Raw genomic sequence first — 17,628 nt, 5'->3', positions numbered from 1 at the left:
GCGCGTGAGCAGGGGCACCGGCGCTGCGTCACCGCGTACGGCGCCGCAGCAACCGGTTCCTTCCCCCGTGATCCCCCGTGGGTCCCCCGCAACCCCCGTGATTCCCCCGTGTGTTGCTGAAGCAATCCTGTCAGCCGGACGGCGCCTTCGCACTGCCGGGATCCGGCAGCCTTCGCGGAGCCGGCCTGCCGGGCACCGGCACCGGCCCTCGTGCGTTGAGGAGATGACATTGCCGGAGAGAGTGCGGAGGAGTGTGCCGTGGCGGAGCCCGAGATCCCCGAGCGGTTTCTGGAGGGCTATGGCCCGATCCTGGCCGAGGTCGCGGACACCGGCCGCCGGCTCACCCGGGACGAGCTGGACACGAGGCGCATGCTGGGCCGGGAGGCCGCGGAGGCCGGGCACCAGCTGAGGGCCCTGGTCAACCGCCACCTCGCCGCCACCCGCACCGCCTGGCCGTCCGCCGCCTCCCGGGGCGGGCCGGCCGCCACGGATGCCGTGCTGGCCGCGGTGGAGCAGGCTGTCGATGCCTTCGCGGAGGGCTTCGAGCGCGCGCAGCGCCTGACCGTGCGGCGTGAGGAGGCGGCACGGCGGGAGTTCATCGACGACCTCCTGTACGGACGCAGTGACCTGGGCCGGCTCGCGGAGCGCGCCACCCGGTTCGGGCTGAGGCTGTCCCGGGCCCACGCGGTCGCGGTGGCGGCGGGTCCCGAGGCGTACACCGAGTCCGACGGCGTGCCCCGCAGTGTGGAGTCCGCACTCCTCGCGCGCTTCAGCGGACGCAAGATCCTGCTGACCACCAAGGACGGGCGGCTGGTCTGCATAGCCCCCGGCAGTCAGCCGGACGTCCTGCGGTACTTCGCGAAGCAGGCCCACGCCGCGACGGACGGCGGTCAGGTCGCGGTCGGCCGCCCTCACCGCGGTCCCGGCGGGGTGGTGCACTCCTACGACGAGGCGCTCGAAGCCCTCGATCTGGCGCGGCGGATGGAGCTCGACGACCCCGTGCTGTACGCCGCCGACCTCCTCGTCTACCCGGTGCTGACCAGGGACCGGCAGGCGATGGCGGACCTCGTGCGCAGTGAGCTCGGCCCGCTCCGGCGGGCGCGTGGCGGCGCGGAACCGCTGTTGCGGACGCTGTCGGTGTACTTCGACGCGGGCTGCGTCGCGGCGGAGACGGCCCGCAGGCTGTCGCTGAGCGTGCGCGCGCTGACGTACCGGCTGGAGCGCATACACAAGCTCACCGGCTCGGACCCTTCCGACCCGATGCACCGGTACACGCTCCAGACCGCGGTGATCGGCGCCAGGCTGCTGGACTGGCCGGCGAAGGACCTCTGAACGGGGAGGCCCCGGCCCGGAGAGAGGGCTCGGTCCCGGCTCGGCGAGGAGCGCACGGCGCGCGGCCCCGGCGAGAGCGCGCGGCCCCGGCGAGGGCGCGCGGCCCCGGCGAGAGCGCGCGGCCCCGGCGAGGGCGCGCGGCCCCGGCGAGGGCGCGCGGCCCGGTGCTCCGGGCCGCACGCGACGGTCGCGCCTACAGGTCGAACTCGTGCGGCGGGAGGTCGAGTGCGAAGCACGCCTCCCGCACGACGGCCTGCTCGGACTTGTCGAAGTCACCGTCGGCGCCGCCGATGACGATGCCGATCTGGATGACGGCGCGCGCCTCGGCGGGCTTCTTCTTCGCCTTGGCGATCTCCTGGAGCACGCTGACCTTGCCGAAGGCGAAGTCGGCGGTCAGCTTGTCCACGTAGGCGTTGAAGCGGCGCTGGAGGTCGTCCGCGGGGAAGTTCTGGAGCACGTCGTTGGTGGCGATCAGCGTGGCGACGCGCTGCCGCTCGGACGGGTCGATGGAACCGTCGGCCGCGGAGACCAGGGCGCACATGGCCATGCTCGCGTCCCGGAACGCCCCGCTCTTGAGGTCGTTCTTCTTCGCCTCCAACTGCGTCTGCATCGTCGACGCGGATTCCTTGATCCGATCCCAGAGGGCCATGTCGTCTCCATACGTTGCGGTGCGGGTGGTGCGGGAACGCATCAAACTCTACAGCGGTGTAGAAGAACGGTGGATGGACCCCGGCAGCACGGTGGCCGACATACGCGTGTTCGGACGATCGGTCCGGGCACTCAGTAGGATGCGGCGGATGAACAGGAGCGGAGCCAGGGACGACGGCACCACCCCGGACGGCCCACGGCTGCCCAGGCGTGGCCAGGGACAGCTGGAGTCACAGGTCCTCACCGTGCTGCGGTCCGCGGGCGGCCCCGCGACGGCGGGGTGGGTACAGGAACACCTCGACGGCGACCTCGCCTACACCACCGTCATCACGATCCTCTCCCGCCTCTACGCGAAGAACGCGGTGACCCGCACCCGTCAGGGCCGCTCCTACGTCTGGACCTCCGCCTCGGACGAGGCGGGCCTCGCAGCCCTGCGGATGCGCCGGGTCCTGGACGGGGAGCGCGACCGGGAGGCCGTCCTCGCCCGCTTCGTCTCCGCGCTCTCCCCGGGCGACGAGGCCCGGCTGCGCGAGCTGCTCTCCCGCGCGGCCGACGAGGCCGACGAACCCGCTGCGGCCGACGAGCGCGCCGAGGCCGGCGAGCCCGCCGCGCCCGGCGCAGAGGACCCTCTCGCCGCGCCCGGCGCAGAAGACCCCGGCGCCGCGCCCGGGAGCCCTGCCGCACCCGGGAGCCCCAGCCCGGCCGCGCCCGGCGGTCCCGCGCGGCCCGTCGCCCCCGGTGACCCCGACGCTCCGGAAGGCTGAGAGCCACCACGATGGGCGTCTTCGTCTACCTGCCTCTGGTCCTGCCGCTGACCGCACTGCCCATGGCGCGCCTCGCCGAACAGCACCTGCACCCCAGGAGCGCCACCCGCCTGCTGGCCGCCGTCGGGACGACGCTGGCGCTGTGCAGCACCCTGTGCCTGGCCCTGCTCGTGGTGGTGGGTACGGCGCAGCTCCCCGGCAACCCGCTCCCCGACAGCTGGTCCGACCCCGAGGTGCGCGCGGCTCTGCCCTACGAGGAGAGGACCGGCCCGGTCGCCATCGGTGTCCTGGCGGTGGTGCTCGTGGCCTGTGGCAGCACCCTGTCGCGGCACATCAGGACCCGGATACGCGCCGCCCGGGCCCTGCCGCCCTCCACCGGCCCCGACGGCCTCGCGGTGGTGCAGTCCCCGGACCCGTACGCGTACGCCCTGCCGGGAACGCGCGGTCGTGAGGGCCGGGTCGTCGTCTCCACCGCGATGCTGGACTGCCTCGACCTCCGTGAGCGACAGGCGCTCGTCGCGCACGAACGCGCGCATCTGACGGCCGGGCACCACCGCCACCTGCTGGCGACGCAGCTCGCGGCGCGCGCCAACCCGTTCCTCCTGCCCCTGCGCACGGCGGTGGCGTACAGCACCGAACGCTGGGCGGACGAGGAGGCGGCCTACGCGGTCCGCAGCCGGCGGGCGGTCGCCACGGCCGTCGGCAAGGCGGCGCTGTTCTCGCAACGCCCGCCGGGACCCGGCGCGCTCCCCGCCTTCGCGACGGCCGGCCCCGTCCCCCGCAGGGTCGCGGCGCTGCTCGACCCCGAGCCCCCGTCCGGGCTCTGGCCGCCCGCCTCGGCGCACTTGGGCCTCGCGGCGCTGGTCGCGACCATGGGTACGGCGGCCTCGGCGGTGTCGTCGCTCAACGCGACCGTGACGCTCGTGCGCATCCTGCATGCGGCGACACCGCTCTGACCCCTGCCGGACGCCCCGTCAGCCGGAGTCGTACCCGGCGTGCTGCGTGAGCCGGAGTCGCGCCCGGCGTGCTCCGTGAGCCGGAGTCCCGCCCGGCGTACACCGCCAGGCGGGGTCCCGCCCGGCGTGCTGCGTCAGTCGGAGTCGCGCCCGGCGTGCTCCGGAGTGAGGTCGTCGTGCGACGGCATCGGCTCGTCGGCCACCGCGACCGGCTTCTTCCGCCGGGCGGCCAGTGCGGCCTGGAGCTTGGAGGCGACCGGCTCCGTCCACCGGGCGGTGAGCGGCCCGGCGATCACGAGGATCAGTACGTAGGCGGTCGCGATAGGCCCGATACGGGGTTCCGTCGCCACGGCCAGCCCCGCGATGACGATCGAGAACTCCCCGCGCGCCACCAGGGTGCCGCCCGCGCGCCAACGGCCACGCGGACCGATGCCCGCACGGCGCGAGGCGTACCACCCGGTGCCGATCTTCGTGAAGACCGTGACGATCGCCAGCAGCGCCGCGGGGAGCAGCACCGGAGGGATCTCGGCCGGGTCGGTCGACAGCCCGAAGAACACGAAGAACACGGCCGCGAACAGGTCCCGCAGCGGCGTCAGCAGCTTGCGTGCGCCCTCGGCCACCTCACCGGAGAGCGCGATGCCCACGAGGAACGCGCCGACGGCCGCGGACACCTGGAGCTGCTGGGCGACGCCGGCCACCAGGACGGTGAGCCCCAGCACGACGAGCAGCAGCATCTCCGGGTTGTCGGACGACACGGCACGGCTGATGAGCCGCCCGTGACGCAGCGCCAGGTAGAGCACGAAGCCCACCGTCCCGAGCGCGATCAGGAGCGCGATGCTGCCACCGGCCAGACCGACCCCGGCCAGCATCGCGGTGAGCAGCGGCAGATAGACGGCCATCGCGAGGTCCTCGATGACGAGGACGCCGAGGATGACGGGCGTCTCGCGATTGCCGAGCCGTCCCATGTCGGTCATCACCTTGGCGATCACACCGGACGACGAGATCCAGGTGACCCCCGCGAGCGCGACGGCCCCCACGGGCCCCCAGCCGAGCATCAGACCGGCGGCTGCGCCCGGTGTCGCGTTCAGGACGAAGTCGACGACTCCGGACGGGTACTGCGTCTTGAGACTGGTGACGAGCTCCGAGGCGCTGTACTCCAGCCCGAGCAGGAGCAGCAGCAGGATGACGCCGATCTCCGCCCCGATGGCGGTGAACTCCTCGCTGGCGCCGAGCGGCAGCAGCCCGCCCTCACCGAAGGCGAGCCCGGCCAGCAGATAGAGGGGGATCGGCGAGAGCCCTATTCGCCCGGCGAATCTTCCGATGATGCCGAGCCCGAGGATGACGGAGCCCAGCTCCACCAGCAGTGCGGTCGTGTCGTGCACGGTCAGCCCTCCGCAATGATCTCGGAGAGCGTGTCGACGCCCTCACGCGTACCTACGACGACGAGCGTGTCCCCGATGGCCAGCCGGAAGTCCGGCCCGGGCGACGGATGCGCACTGTGCGTGCGCAGCACGGCCACGATCGAGGCGCCCGTCCGTGTCCGTGCCCGTGTGTCCCCGAGCAGCCGGCCGCCGTACGGAGACCGGGCGCCGAGCGGAATGTGCTCGGTGACCAGGTCGATCCCCTCGGTCCGCACCGCGTCGATCGGCGCCGCGTCTATGAGGTGCGCGAGCCCGGTGGCCTCGGCGGTGGTCAGGGGCACGGAGAGTACGCACGAATCTGGGTCGTCCTTCTCGTAGAACCCGAGAAACCTCCGCCCGTCGTGGTGGACCACCACGGAGATGTGCTGCCCCGACTCGGTGGTGTAGTCGTACTGCACGCCGACTCCTGGCAGCGATGTGCGGTGGGTTCCCATGGCTTCCTCCCGAGGAGCGCGCGGCGGCGGGGCGACGCTTTTGGTCAACTCTTTATCCGCTCATTACCCTAACCGGAGGCCGAATCCGGCCGTCCGGCAGCGCGGGGACGACGGGACGGGCCCACCGGCGACGGATGGCGTCAGGGGCGGTACCGGACGGGCACGATGTCGTGGCCGGGTGGTGAAGCGCCGTCGATACGCGGAGTACGGGGCGCCTCTGTCCCTCCTCGCCGACCGGATGGAGGGCAGCGTGACGCTGTTCTCCGAGCCGGGCCGGCTGGGCTACACCCGCGTCGACGGACCGCATCCCTTCGGCGCGGTGGTGCGCCTGCCCGCCCCGTTCGAGGTGGACATCGACACGAGCGCTCTGCCGTCCGCCTGACGATGCCTCCGGCGGTGTCAGGGCCCCCGGTACAAGAAGGCGGACCCGATGCGACCGCCGGTACCCGCTACCGCAGGCCCGCCCGCCCGGCCGTCGCGGTCACCACGTCGGCGAAGCGGTGGGCGACGGTGCGCCAGCTGCCGGTGGCCGCCGGTTCGTCCCGCAGGGCCAGCGCGTGCAGCGTCTCCGGAGCGGGGGCGCCGTGGCGGTCCAGCCGGTCGCGGTTCCAGCCGAGGATGCGCTCGGCCGTCGTCTCGGGGTGGAACTGCACGCCCCATGCCGCGGAACCGACGCGGAAGCCCTGGTAGGGGCAGTGTTCGCTGTGGACCAGCCAGTGGGCGCCGGCAGGGAGCGCGGTGATGGCGTCGACGTGGTTCTCGATGGCCACAGGGTGCGCGGGCAGGCCCTGGAACACCGGGTCCGTGGCGGCCTCGGGGCGCAGGCTGAGCCGGGTGCTGCCGAATTCGGGTGTCCCGTGGTTTCCGCGTACGTCGCCACCGGCGACCTGGGCGAGCATCTGGCCGCCCAGGCAGATGCCGAACATCGGTGTCTCCTCGGCGAGGGCCTGGCGTACGAGCTTCCGAGTGGCGGGCAGCCAGGGCGCGTTGACGTCGTCGTCGGGCAGGTAGGCGCCGCCGAGGACGATGAGGGCTGAGTGTTCCAGCCGGTCCGGGAGGGGTTCGCCCTCGTACGCGTGGACCACACGGGGCGTCACCCCACGCTCCGCCAGCCACTGCGCCCACCGGCCCAGCCCGCCGCCGGGCTGGTGCTGGACCGCCAGTGCCGTGGCCGTCGTGCCGGTGACGCTCATGGGCTGCTCCTGCCGTCGTCCATGACCGGAATATGCCCCGGTCACTCCCAGGTGTGAACGTCACGCCGTAGGTCAGGTACGGGGGTTCGGCTGCGGTAGCGTGATCGCGTCATCACGCTGTGTGCACGCGCGCACATGGCGCGGTCCCCGGACGTGTGTAGGAGCACAGCCCGAGGACCTTCATCGCCAGTGGACAAGGACCCCACCAGAGATGCTTTGGCATGCTATCGCGCCCTCTCGCGGCTATACGAAGGCCGCGAACGAGTTGGTCCGCAATCAGCGTCTGAGCAGTGACGCGAAGATCCTCCTCCTCTACGTGCAGGGGCTCCCCGCCGACCGGCGCGGTGCGGCGCTCAGCGAGCACGCGCGGGCCCTCGGCATCACCGGGCGGGCGTACCAGAAGGCCAAGAAACTGCTGGTCGTGCACGGCTTCCTGTACGAGTGGCGGCAGCAGGGCGGGCGGGGGTTCTGGACGACCGAGCAGCTCCTCGCGAACGTCGTCCTCAGCCCGGACGAGGCCCGGGAGGCCCGGGAGGCCCGGGAGGCCCCGGAGGCCCGAGCGGTCCAGGACGGGAGTCCGGTACCCGTGGTGGTGTCTCCGGGTGAGCGGAATCCGACGGTCGGTCAGCCGGGGGTTCGCGTTGTCGGTGGCTATGAACCGGTGGACGAAGAACGTGAGAAGAACTCTTCCCGCCCACCCACCGAACCGGACAGCCCAGAGGCGGACATCCCGGAGACGGACCTTCCCGAGGCGGACCTGCCCGCTGCCGAGCCGGAAGCGGCCGAGGCCGAGCGGGTGTTGCTCTCGCTGCGGCATGTGCACCGTTCGCTGCATCTGGGCGTGGCGGAGGCCCGCAAGCTGGTGAAGCTCGCCGTGGTGTGGCTGCGGCGCGGGGTCACGGCCGCCGAGATGCGCAGGGTGCTGACCAGCGATCTGCCGGTGGACGGAGTGCGGTCCGCCATCGGGTTCCTGCGGCACAGGCTGGTGCAGAAGCTCCCCGAGGGGCCGCCCGGCCCGTCCGTGACGGAGGCGGCCGTGCCTGCGCCGCGGCTCCCGGTGGCGGCCGTGCCGTTGGCCGTCTGCACCGGGCCGGGGGAGGAGCACGTCTTCCGGCCGGAGCCGGGCGAGGACGGCGAGGACGGCAAGGACGGCGAGACACAGTGCGGGCCGTGCAGGCGGGACGCCGCGTGGGCGGCGTGGTCCGAGGCCCGGTCCGCGCAGCTCGCCGCGGAAGCAGCCGCCCAGGCGGCGGACGACTCCGATCCGTACGCCCGAATCCCCTGGCGGGAGAGGTTCGCGGCCGTCCGGGCGGCCGAGGCCGGGACGGCTCCGGACGCGGGTGTGCCCGGCCGGTGAACCTCGGCCGGCCGGGCACGGGGGCGGGCGAGGTCAGTCCCTGATCTCGATCTTCTCGCCGTTCGCGGCGGGGGAGGGCACGGCGGGTGCGGTGGCGCCCGTCTTCGCCTGGAGGGTGCGGAGCAGTGCCGCCAGGTCGACTCCCGTGGTGGAGCTGAGGAGTTCGAGGCCCTGGGTGACGTTGTCCGTGACCGTGCGGGACAGCTGGGTCGCGCCGTCCGTCGAGATGACGGTCAGCTTGTCGATGGCGCTCAGCGGCTCGGACGCCTTGGCGACGACCTGGGGCAGCACCTCCACCAGCATCTGGAGGACGGCCGCGTCGCCGTACCGGTCGAAGGCGTCGGCCTTCTTGTGCATGGCCTCGGCCTCGGCGGAACCCTTCGCCGCGATCGCGGCGGCCTCGGCCTCGCCCTCGATGCGTACGGCGTCGGCGAGGGCCGAGCGGTGGAGCTTCTCGCCCTGACCGGTCAGACGGGAGCGCTCGGCGTCCGCCTCGGCCTCCTTGACCTGGGCGATGCGGCGGGCCTCGGCCTCCTGCTCCGCGCGGTAGCGGGCGGCGTCGGCGGGCTTGCGGACCTTGGTGTCGAGCTCGCGGTCGGTCAGTGCCGCCTGGCGCTGGGCGACCTTCTCCTGCTCGGCGAGGACCTCCTGCTGGCGGGCCGCCTCGGCGAGCGGTCCCGCGGCGTTGGCCTTGGCGGCGGCCGCCTCGGTCTCGGCCTTGATCTCGGCCTGCTTGAGGTAGAACGTCCGCTCGGCGATGGCGATCTCCTCGGCCGCCTTCAGCCGGGCCTGCTCGGAGGCGCGCCGGGCGATGGCCTCGGCGATGTCGGCCTCCTGCTTGGCGCGGGCGGCCTCGGGGCGGCCCAGGTCCTCCAGGTAGGAGCCCTCGGTCGTGATGTCCTGGATCTGGAAGGCGTCCAGGATGAGGCCCTGACCGGAGAGGCTGGCCTCGGCCTCCTCGGCGACCTGGCCCGCGAAGGCGGCCCGGTCGCGGATGATGTCCTCCACGGACATGCGCCCGACGATGGCGCGGAGGGCGCCGGAGAGCACCTCCTGGGTGAAGCCGACGATGCCGTTCTGCTGCTGGAGGAAGCGCTGGGCCGCGGCGCGGATGGCGTCCTCGCTGCCGCCGACCTTGACGATCGCGACGCCTTCGAGGTTCGACTTCACGCCGCGCAGGGTGACGGCTCCGCGTACCGCGACGGGGATGTGCCGGCTGGAGAGGTCCAGGGTGAACTTCTGCTGGACGAACGGCACGACGAACACGCCGCCGCCGACGACGACCTTCTGGCCGCTGTTGTCGATGCTGGTGCGGCCGGTCACCGGATCGACGGACTTCTTGCCGCGGCGGCCGGTGATGATGAAGGCCTGGCTGGGCCCCGCGACCTTGTAACGCGTGATCACGGCGAGGGCCAGGAGCACGACGAGGACGACGATGCCGATGATGGCGATCACTACTGGACTCATGAGAGGTGTCCCCCCTGCCCTCCCGACGGGACGGCAGTTGTTCGGCTGTACGGGTGTCGCACAGGCGTGTGGCTCGGTGGTGGTCAGCGCTCGACGGGGCGGACCGTGACCGAGGTGGTCGAGAGGGTGGCCTCGACCCAGACCTCGGCGCCGCGCTCGACCGGAACGGCGCTCTTCGCGGCGAACTTCACCGTCTGGCCCGCGAGCCGCAGCAGGACCTCGCCGTAGCCGTCGGCCGGGATCGGCGTGACGACGGATCCCGAGGTGCCGACGAGGTCCTCGCCGCGCGGTGTGGCCGTGGTCTGATCCCGCATCAGGGCCTGGCTGAACTTCCAGGTCAGCCAGGCCGCGACGATCCCCGCCCCGGCACCCGCGGCGACGGCCACCGGGGTGCCCGCATCCGTGGTGCCCAGGACGATCGCGCCACCGAAGCCGAGCATCGAGAGGAAGCCGGCGATGACGGGCAGGGAGAGCAGGCCGTCGAAGAAACCGTTCAGCAGCCCGCCCAGCGCGTCGCCGAGCAGCCCTTCGAGAATTCCGTCGAAGATCAGGGAGAGGACCAGCAGCACGATTCCCGCAATGCCGAGACCGAGAAGGACGGTCACGCGATCACTCCCCCAGCGTTCGCAGATCCCCCGAGATGTTTCCGTCGAACTGGCTGAATGGTCCCATACGGTGCCCGCCACGGGTACTGCCGGAGTCCGGCAGTTTCTAGGCCGACTTGATGCCGGAGAGCTGCTCGGCGAGCGTGTCGAGCGACTGGAACGTGGCACCGAGCAGGGCCACGTGCTTCCACCGCAGCACACCGTCCGGCCCGATCAGGAAGACCGAGCGGCGTACGCCGATGCCGGGGGCGGTGACCCCGTAGGCCCGGGCGGTCTCGCGTCCCGTGTCGGCCAGGAGCGGCATGCGCAGGCCGTGGCCCCGGGCGAAGGACTCGTGACTGTCCACACCCTGTGGACTGATTCCCCAGACCTCGGCGTCGAGTCCCTCGAAGGTCTCGAAGCCCGAGGAGTACGAGCAGAGCTGCTTGGTGCAGACGGTCGTGTTGTCGCCCGGGTAGAAGGCGAGGACGACGCTGCGGCCGCGCGCGGCGGACAGGGTGTAGTCGCCCCGGTCGAAGGTGTCGTCGGCGAGTATGCCGCCGGGGAGCGTGAAGTCCGGTGCGGGCGAGCCGATCTGGGGTCCTGACGCCATGGGAGCGCCTCCTTGGGTCGCATACGGATGGATTCGGGCCTCGTACAGTGAACGGCACTTTCCACGCATCGACACGTTCGACCCATCCGTACGCCGTCCGGGACCGAATATGGGGTGTGCGGGGCACCGGTGCCCCGCACACCGAACCGGAGGTACACGTGTGACCGCAAGACCGCCGTCGGCAGCAGTGCTCGTCCTCCACGGCGGCTACGAGACGGGCCTCGCCGCTCCCGCGCCCGGACCTCTCAATCTGCCGGGTCTGCGGATGCTGCCCGTCTCGCGCGCGGTGTCCCGCGCGGTGAGCGACGACTCCAAGGTGCGGGTGCAGCGGGTCCGTTACACCCACCGAGGGTGGAACGGCCCCCGCGAGGACCCCCTGCACGACGCCTTACGGGTACTGGACGACCTGCGGCACGAGGCGGGAGACGTCCCCGTGGTGCTGCTCGGGCACTCCATGGGCGCCCGCGCCGCTCTCCACGCCGCCGGGCACCCGCTCGTGCGCGCGGTGGTGGGCCTGGCCCCCTGGTGCCCGCCCGGTGACCCGGTGACGCAGCTGTCGGGGCGGGACGTCGTGCTGCTGCACAGCACCCGGGACCGGGTGACCAGCCCCCTGGCGTCGCAGTCGCTCACCGCCAGGGCCCGCCGCGCGGGTGCCCGTACCTGCCTGGTGACGATCCCGGGAAGCGACCACGCGATGATCCGCAGGGCAGGCGTCTGGCACCACCTGGCCGCCACCCTCGTCCGGGGCCTGCTGGGCCAGGGACCGGTGCCCGACCGCGTCGCCGCCGCCCTGGATCTGCCGGCCGGCGCGCGTGCGGCCGACGGCACGATAGCCCTGGCGGGTCTGCCCGCCGGACCGGGTGGCAGATTCGCGCGCCGGTCGTGCCAGGAGTGAGGACACGGCGGCTTCGAGGCCCAAGTCCGCCCGGGAGCTGACCCGTTACGGTGTCGGCGGCTGCGCGTAGCATGGTCGGCGAGGTGAGGGGGAGCCCGTGGACAAATCCCAAGTGCCCAACCCGTACGACTACCGGAACCCCGTCCGCAATGCCGCTCTGTTCGTCGGCCGCGCCGCGGAACTGGCCACCATCGACTACGAGTTGGGTCAGGCGGGCCTCGACCGGGCGTCGATCCACATCGCCGTGCACGGACAGCGCGCGTCGGGCAAGACGAGCCTCCTCAACCGCACCGAGCATCTCGCCCGGGAGCGGGGCCTGTTGCCCGTCCGGGTGGATCTCGTCCCCGGCCACGCCTCCGCCTCGGCCTTCTTCCGCAAGGTGTACGAGGAGGTCGCGGAAGCCGTCATGGCCGAGGGTGTGCTCACGGACCCCGTGCCCCTCTCCGGCGCCCTGATACGCAGGATGTTCGCGGGGGCGGCCCCGGAGCCCGGGTGCCCGCTCCAGTTCCCCGAGGCCCTCGCCCTCGCCGGGCCGCTCGGTGTGGTGCCGGAGACCCCGCTGCGGCTGGACCTCGCCCACTTCGTGAAGTCCCTCGGCCGGCCCATCGCCCTGCTCATCGACGAGGCCCAGCTGATCGCGGGGGAGCAGGAGGTCCTCTCCGTCCTGCGCTCGCTCGGCACCCGGCTCGACGGCTTCGTCTTCGTGCTCGCCGGCACGCAGAGCCTGCTCAGCACGATCGACGAGGTGTATTCACCGCTGCTCCGTCAGTTCACGGAGATCAAGGTCGAGCGCTTCGAGGAGCCGTCGGACATCGCCGCCTGCGTGTTCCAGCCCCTGCTCCACCTGGGCCTCCTGCGGCTGCTCTCCGAAGGGCTGCGGGAGACCGCACACGAACTCGTACGGCTCACGGACGGCAATCCGTACGAGATCCAGCTCTACTGCCACGAGATGTTCGCCCGCTGGCAGACCGGCGCCGCCTCCACCATGGCGCTGACACCGGACATGCTGGAGGCGGTGCGCTCCCGCATGGAGAGCAACCGGGACGTCCGCGACCGCGCCCTCATCCGCGCGGTCCGTGAGATGCCGCCCGAGCGGCTCAGGGCCTTCAACGTGCTGTGCTGGGCGCTGGACCGCGCGACCCTGGACGACATCTGGTTCGCGTACAGCGTGCTGGGCGGCGGGTCGGTCACCCGCGAGGAGCTCGTCGAGTGCCGGGCCGAGATGATCGCGGCGGGTGTCCTGGCGGACTCCGAGACCGTCCGCTTCGAGGAGGGGCCGGACCTCTTCGACGAGATCTACGTACGGCTGTGGACCGTCGGCCGGGTCGAACGTGAGCCGCATTCCCCGCTCCTGGGCAGGCGTGAGACCGCCGGACTCCTGACGATGAGGCTCTCCTGCCTGCTCAGCGAGCTGGCGGGCGGCGAGGTGCGCCGACTGTCCACCTGCTGCCCGGGGATGAGCCAGGAGGACGTGGACGGGGCGCTGCTGGCGCTGGAGGGCCTGACGGCGAGCGACACGAACCCCATCCCGCCGACGGTGCAGTTCCTGCACCAGGCCGTCCTCAAGGCCGGACGCCCCGCCGCCCTCGACCTCACCACGGTGACCTGTGTGTACGGCGAGTACACGGCCGACCGCTGGCTCTACTCGCCGGACGCCGCAGACTACGACCTGTCGCGGGACGAGGCGTTCCTGGCCGCGGCGGAGCGGGTCGCAGCCCTCGGCGGCGAGCTGCGGATCGACCGGGTCAGGGTGCCGGTCAGGCGCTGGGACGAGCTGACGGCGTGGCTGCGCAAGGCCACCGGCCCGCTGCGCGCGGATCTCGCGGAGAACTACGTGACCGCCGCGTACACGGCGTACGAGCGGGGGGACCGCGCCGGCGCGCTGGAACTGCTGGGCGAGGCCTTCGCACTGGAGCGGTCCGGCCAGGCCGCCAACAACCTGCTGTACCTCTCCCTGACCAGCGGCGAGCCGGACGCCGCCCTCACCTGGGCCGAGCACGCGGTCGAGCTGGCGGAGGACCCGACCGCCAAGGCGCTGAGCAGGTACAACGCCGCGATGGCGCACCTGATGAACGAGAACTGGCAGGCCGCCGCCGAGATGCTGGGCCTGGCGGCGGCGGATGTCGCGCCGCTCGCCGTGCCCGACGCCAGGGTCGGCTATCTGCTGATGCCACAGCTTCGCCCGGAGGGCGGGGGCATCGACTTCCCGGAGGAGGCCGGGGTCGATCTCCTCGCGGCGATCGGCCGGGCGGCCGAGCTCGTCCGGAGCATCGCCCCCGTGCCGGACGGCCCGGGAGCCGGTGCGCCCGGCGAGGCAGGGCCGGGGGCCGACGCCGTCGCCCCCACCGCCTCCGAACCGCAGGGCACCTCCGCTCCCGCGGTGGCCGGGCACCGGGCCGCCGCCACCGCCCCCGTGGTGCGTGGGCCGAAGGTCGTCCTGGTGGTCGCGACCGAATGGTGGTCGGCCCACGGCGGGCTCAGCACCTTCAACCGCGACCTGTGCACGGCCCTGGCGGCTGCGGGCGCGGTCGTCCACTGCGTGGTGCTGAGCGCATCGGACGCCGAGCTGACCGCCGCGCGCGAGAGCGGGGTCAACCTCCTCGTGGCGCCCGGCGCCGGTGACGTCGGCGACGACGTGCGCCTGACCATGCGGCCGAAGCTGCCGGCCGGCACCTCCGTGGACCTGGTGATCGGGCACAGCCGCATCACCGGACAGGCGGCGGCGCTGCTGGTGAACCACTTCTTCGAGGACGCCCGGCGTCTGCACTTCATCCACATGGCGCCGGACGAGATCGAGTGGCTCAAGCCCGGCGGTGACACCGAGATGGCGCTGGCCGCCGAAGACCGTACGGAGACCGAGCGGCGGCTCGGCAAGGACGCGTACCGCGTGGTCACGGTGGGCCCCCACCTGTACGGGCGTTTCCTCGGCGAGCTGGAGAAGGCGCCGCTGCGTCTCGATCCGGGCTTCGACGTCGCGGACGGCACCCCGAGGACGCCTCCCGCCGGTTCCCCCCTGAAGGTGCTCGTCGTCGGGCGCATGGAGGACCACCACCTGAAGGGGCTGGACCTGGCGGCCCGCGCCTGCGGAAAGGTCGCCGCCTGGCGCGACAGGGAACGGCTCAGCCGGATCGGCCTGGTGGTGCGGGGGGTGCCCAGGACCGGGGCGGACCAGCAGCGGAAGGCGATCGAGGGCTGGGCCGACAACTCCCGGCTCGAGGTCGTGGTGCGGGTCTACTCGGCGGACCGGACGCGACTGGCGGAGGACATGGGGCGGGCGAGCATCGTCCTCATGCCCTCACGGGCCGAGGGCTTCGGCCTGGTCGGTCTGGAGGCGCTCACCGCGGGTGTCCCGGTCCTGATCAGCGAGGCGAGCGGCCTGGCCGAGCTGCTGCGGGAGAAGCTCGGCGACGAGGTGGCGGCCCGGGTGGTCGTGCCGATGTCCGGGGACGACGACGTGGACGCCGAGGCCTGGGCGCGCAAGACGGACATGGTCCTGGCCGACCTGCCCAGCGCGTTCCGCCGGGCCGCGGAGCTCCGGGAGGTGCTGGCCCGCGAGGTGACCTGGGCGGACGCCGCGGCCTCCGTGCTCGCGCAGACCGCGGACGCCGCACCGGACGCGCCCGTCGCGCCCGCGGTGACCGGCTGACACCTGCGCGCTCCGCCGGGCCGGGCGCTGAGATGCGGGGCCCGGCGGAGCGGCGGACGATGAGGAGCCAGGGCGCCGGGCCGCAGGGGGTGCGGACCGCTCGCACTCGCCGGGTACGCATCCCTCCGGAGGCTCCGTTGCAGGCCGAAGAGCACGCCCACCCGCCGCCCTTCGACGTGTCCGGTCTGGCCGCCGTGATCAGCAACAGCCCGGCCGGGGTGGCGGTCTTCGACACGGAGCTGCGCTACGTCTACGTGAACCCCGCACTCGAACGGCTCAACGGGGTGCCTGCCGCCGCACACCTCGGCAGGTCCGTCTCCGAGGTGCTTCCGGAGATGGACGTCCGCACGGACGTCATGCGCCAGGTCCTGGCCGACGGGCGGCCCCGGGAGATCACCGTCACCGGGCGGACCTGGGTGGACTCGCTCATCGAGCGGCGGTACTGGCGTGTCGGCCTCCACCGTATGGAGGAGAACGGCCGGGTCCGCGGGCTGGTCGGGATCGCCCAGGAGGTCACGGCCAAGGAGAACGAGCGGGAGGAGCTGCGGCGGGCCAAGAGCTATCTGACGCTGCTGGACAACGCGGCCGCACGGATCGGTACGACGCTGGACGCGCGATCCACCTGCCAGCAGCTCGCGGAGTTCGTGGTGCCCGTGATGGCCGACGCGGCCGTCGTCGAGATGATCCCGCAGGAGAACGGACACGGCAGGCGGGAGCCGCCGTCCGGAGCGATCCGGCTGCAGCGCTGCGGGGCGGCGGCGATTCCGGCGCTGCACGACGCGATCGAGGGTTTCGGCGGTCCGGGGGCGGACGTCGACTACCAGGAGGACGCGGCGGTGCCCCGCTGCCTCGCCGACGACGAGCCGGTGCTCGTGGACCTCAGCGGCGACGACGAGCTCGCCCGGGCCGCGCCCGGCGCCGAGCGGGCTGCCGCCTACCGCGCGGTCGGACTGCACTCGGCCGTCGTCGTGCCGCTCACCGCGCGCGGACGCCCGATGGGGGCGCTCAGCCTGCTGCGGGCAGGGGACTCGCCGCCGTTCACCGAAGGACTGGACGTCGTCGTCGCCCGGACGCTCGCGGGCCGCGCCGCCGTCGACGTCGACCACGCCTACCGCTACACGCACGAGCACGGCGTCGCCCGTGAGCTCCAGCGCTCGCTGCTCTCCGAGCCGCGCGTGCCGAACGACGGCATCGAGATCGCGTCCCTCTACCTCCCCGCGGGCGAGGGGGCGCTGGTCGGGGGCGACTGGTTCGACGCCATCCCGCTGAAGGGCGGACGGCACCTCAAGGTGATGGGCGATGTGATGGGCCACGGGGTGGAGGCCGCCGTCGCCATGAGCAACTACCGCTCGATGCTCCGCATCATGGCCGACGACGAACAGCCGCCGCACCGCATCCTGGAGCGGCTGGACCGGGCCGTGGAGCAGTCCGGCCTCGACCGTGCGGCGACCTGCCTGGTCGCGGTCGTCGACCGGCGGGAGGGCGTCTGCGAGGTGGCCAGCGCGGGTCATCCGCCGCCGGCCTTCATCGACCCGGGGGCGCCTGCGGCGCGGGTGGCTCGGATACCGGTGGGGCCTCCCCTGGGCACCGGCTTCGGGGGGTACGTGACGACGGTGCTGCCGTGCGGTCCCGGGACGGTGCTCTTCATGTACACCGACGGTCTGGTGGAGCGCCGGGGCGAGGACATCGACGCGTCGATCCAACGGCTCGCCCGGCTCACGCTTCCGGCGAGCGGGCGTCTGGAGGACCTGCTGGAGGAGGTCGTGGACCGCTTCGCCGACACCGCCGAGGACGACATCGCGGTACTCGTCTCACGCAGCCGGGGATACTGAACGCCCTCCTCGGCCACGGCCGTTGTCAGTGGCGGGTGCGAGGATCGGCTGCATGGAACCTCTGCTTCTCACCGATGTCGAAGCCGCCGTCCGCAGCAGTTGGGACGCGGACACGACCACGCCCGAGCACCGCCCGCGGTGGAATCCGGGAAACCCCGCCCGGGACCAGTGCGGGGTCACCGCGCTCGTGGTCAACGACCTGCTGGGCGGCGAGCTGATCCGGGGCGAGGTGCGGGTCGACGGCGAGCAGGTCGACTTCCACTGGTGGAACCGGCTGGGCGAGGGAGTCGAGATCGACCTGACGCGCGAGCAGTTCGCCGCGCACGAGATCGTGACCGGGGGTGTGGTGATCGAGCGTCCCGCCGAGATCGTGCGGCTCCGCGCGGAGTACGAGCTGCTGCGCGGCCGGGTGCTGGAGCGGCTTCGCGGGCGGACACGGGCGGGCTCGCCGGCCGGGGCGCTCTGAGCGCCCCTGTCCTCAGGTCA

General features: G+C 72.8%; 15 protein-coding genes and 1 pseudogene. 9 read left to right on the top strand and 7 right to left on the bottom strand.

Annotated elements, in window-relative coordinates; all coding sequences use genetic code 11:
* Nucleotides 1-258 precede the first annotated feature (258 nt).
* Nucleotides 259-1,332, top strand: coding sequence for a helix-turn-helix domain-containing protein (locus tag ACFYQ6_RS18910; RefSeq protein ID WP_361578994.1), 1,074 nt, complete (start codon nt 259-261; stop codon nt 1,330-1,332).
* 193 nt (nt 1,333-1,525) lie between these two features.
* Here the strand turns inward: ACFYQ6_RS18910 and ACFYQ6_RS18905 are convergent, their stop codons facing one another.
* The gene (locus tag ACFYQ6_RS18905; protein WP_356745116.1) at nt 1,526-1,981 is read right to left on the bottom strand and encodes a TerB family tellurite resistance protein; all 456 of its coding nucleotides are present in this window, start codon (nt 1,979-1,981) and stop codon (nt 1,526-1,528) included.
* Nucleotides 1,982-2,129: 148 nt separating this feature from the next.
* Between ACFYQ6_RS18905 and ACFYQ6_RS18900 the strand changes: the two genes are divergently transcribed.
* Both ACFYQ6_RS18900 and ACFYQ6_RS18895 read left to right on the top strand, forming a co-directional pair.
* Nucleotides 2,130-2,744: a BlaI/MecI/CopY family transcriptional regulator gene (locus ACFYQ6_RS18900; RefSeq protein ID WP_388763884.1), complete on the top strand. Its 615-nt coding sequence runs from the start codon at nt 2,130-2,132 to the stop codon at nt 2,742-2,744.
* An 11-nt stretch (nt 2,745-2,755) separates the two neighbouring features.
* Entirely contained in the window at nt 2,756-3,700 is a 945-nt protein-coding gene (locus tag ACFYQ6_RS18895) for a M56 family metallopeptidase (protein WP_388763882.1), read from the top strand.
* A gap of 134 nt (nt 3,701-3,834) precedes the next feature.
* Here ACFYQ6_RS18895 and ACFYQ6_RS18890 read toward each other — a convergent pair whose 3' ends face one another.
* Nucleotides 3,835-5,082: a cation:proton antiporter gene (locus ACFYQ6_RS18890; protein WP_361578989.1), complete on the bottom strand. Its 1,248-nt coding sequence runs from the start codon at nt 5,080-5,082 to the stop codon at nt 3,835-3,837.
* A gap of 2 nt (nt 5,083-5,084) precedes the next feature.
* Nucleotides 5,085-5,555 (bottom strand): TrkA C-terminal domain-containing protein, encoded by a 471-nt coding sequence (locus ACFYQ6_RS18885; protein ID WP_361578987.1) that lies wholly within the window; start codon nt 5,553-5,555, stop codon nt 5,085-5,087.
* Nucleotides 5,556-5,730: 175 nt separating this feature from the next.
* Between ACFYQ6_RS18885 and ACFYQ6_RS18880 the strand changes: the two are divergent.
* Nucleotides 5,731-5,937, top strand: a pseudogene (locus ACFYQ6_RS18880) (Uma2 family endonuclease); the annotation flags it as partial.
* Between the two features lie 67 nt (nt 5,938-6,004).
* Here ACFYQ6_RS18880 and ACFYQ6_RS18875 read toward each other — a convergent pair.
* Entirely contained in the window at nt 6,005-6,748 is a 744-nt protein-coding gene (locus ACFYQ6_RS18875) for a type 1 glutamine amidotransferase (RefSeq protein WP_388763880.1), read from the bottom strand.
* 211 nt (nt 6,749-6,959) lie between these two features.
* On the opposite strand from ACFYQ6_RS18875, the gene ACFYQ6_RS18870 reads away from it, so the two are divergent.
* Nucleotides 6,960-8,105, top strand: coding sequence for a hypothetical protein (locus ACFYQ6_RS18870; RefSeq protein ID WP_388763878.1), 1,146 nt, complete (start codon nt 6,960-6,962; stop codon nt 8,103-8,105).
* 33 nt (nt 8,106-8,138) lie between these two features.
* Here ACFYQ6_RS18870 and ACFYQ6_RS18865 read toward each other — a convergent pair whose 3' ends face one another.
* The 3 genes from ACFYQ6_RS18865 to ACFYQ6_RS18855 all read right to left on the bottom strand — a co-directional run bounded on the left by ACFYQ6_RS18865 (nt 8,139) and on the right by ACFYQ6_RS18855 (nt 10,769).
* A complete protein-coding gene (locus tag ACFYQ6_RS18865; RefSeq protein WP_361578981.1) occupies nt 8,139-9,572 on the bottom strand; it encodes an SPFH domain-containing protein in 1,434 nt (477 codons plus the stop codon).
* 83 nt (nt 9,573-9,655) lie between these two features.
* The gene (locus tag ACFYQ6_RS18860) at nt 9,656-10,177 is read right to left on the bottom strand and encodes a hypothetical protein (RefSeq protein WP_361578979.1); all 522 of its coding nucleotides are present in this window, start codon (nt 10,175-10,177) and stop codon (nt 9,656-9,658) included.
* A gap of 106 nt (nt 10,178-10,283) precedes the next feature.
* The gene (locus ACFYQ6_RS18855; RefSeq protein ID WP_361578977.1) at nt 10,284-10,769 is read right to left on the bottom strand and encodes a peroxiredoxin; all 486 of its coding nucleotides are present in this window, start codon (nt 10,767-10,769) and stop codon (nt 10,284-10,286) included.
* A 160-nt stretch (nt 10,770-10,929) separates the two neighbouring features.
* Between ACFYQ6_RS18855 and ACFYQ6_RS18850 the strand changes: the two genes are divergently transcribed.
* From ACFYQ6_RS18850 to ACFYQ6_RS18835, 4 genes are all read left to right on the top strand, one after another.
* Complete coding sequence (locus ACFYQ6_RS18850; RefSeq protein WP_361578975.1) at nt 10,930-11,664, top strand: alpha/beta hydrolase; 735 nt, start codon at nt 10,930-10,932, stop codon at nt 11,662-11,664.
* A gap of 97 nt (nt 11,665-11,761) precedes the next feature.
* Complete coding sequence (locus ACFYQ6_RS18845; protein ID WP_361578973.1) at nt 11,762-15,310, top strand: glycosyltransferase; 3,549 nt, start codon at nt 11,762-11,764, stop codon at nt 15,308-15,310.
* Between the two features lie 137 nt (nt 15,311-15,447).
* On the top strand, nt 15,448-17,142 hold the full coding sequence (locus ACFYQ6_RS18840; RefSeq protein WP_388763875.1) for a SpoIIE family protein phosphatase: 1,695 nt from the start codon (nt 15,448-15,450) through the stop codon (nt 17,140-17,142).
* A 52-nt stretch (nt 17,143-17,194) separates the two neighbouring features.
* Entirely contained in the window at nt 17,195-17,608 is a 414-nt protein-coding gene (locus ACFYQ6_RS18835) for a hypothetical protein (RefSeq protein WP_361578969.1), read from the top strand.
* The last annotated feature ends 20 nt before the right edge of the window (nt 17,609-17,628 follow it).

This window comes from Streptomyces sp. NPDC005494, assembly GCF_042872025.1.
GTDB lineage: Bacteria > Actinomycetota > Actinomycetes > Streptomycetales > Streptomycetaceae > Streptomyces.
The sequence above is the reverse complement of the archived record's forward strand: the minus strand, read 5'-3'. Positions and strand labels throughout refer to the sequence as shown.

Coding starts and splice junctions, on each gene's coding strand:
- ACFYQ6_RS18865 (WP_361578981.1), bottom strand. CDS start 9,572: ATGAGTCCAGTAGTGATCGCCATCATCGGCATCGTCGTCCTCGTCGTG.
- ACFYQ6_RS18835 (WP_361578969.1), top strand. CDS start 17,195: ATGGAACCTCTGCTTCTCACCGATGTCGAAGCCGCCGTCCGCAGCAGT.
- ACFYQ6_RS18885 (WP_361578987.1), bottom strand. CDS start 5,555: ATGGGAACCCACCGCACATCGCTGCCAGGAGTCGGCGTGCAGTACGAC.
- ACFYQ6_RS18895 (WP_388763882.1), top strand. CDS start 2,756: ATGGGCGTCTTCGTCTACCTGCCTCTGGTCCTGCCGCTGACCGCACTG.
- ACFYQ6_RS18875 (WP_388763880.1), bottom strand. CDS start 6,748: ATGAGCGTCACCGGCACGACGGCCACGGCACTGGCGGTCCAGCACCAG.
- ACFYQ6_RS18905 (WP_356745116.1), bottom strand. CDS start 1,981: ATGGCCCTCTGGGATCGGATCAAGGAATCCGCGTCGACGATGCAGACG.
- ACFYQ6_RS18900 (WP_388763884.1), top strand. CDS start 2,130: ATGAACAGGAGCGGAGCCAGGGACGACGGCACCACCCCGGACGGCCCA.
- ACFYQ6_RS18855 (WP_361578977.1), bottom strand. CDS start 10,769: ATGGCGTCAGGACCCCAGATCGGCTCGCCCGCACCGGACTTCACGCTC.
- ACFYQ6_RS18870 (WP_388763878.1), top strand. CDS start 6,960: ATGCTTTGGCATGCTATCGCGCCCTCTCGCGGCTATACGAAGGCCGCG.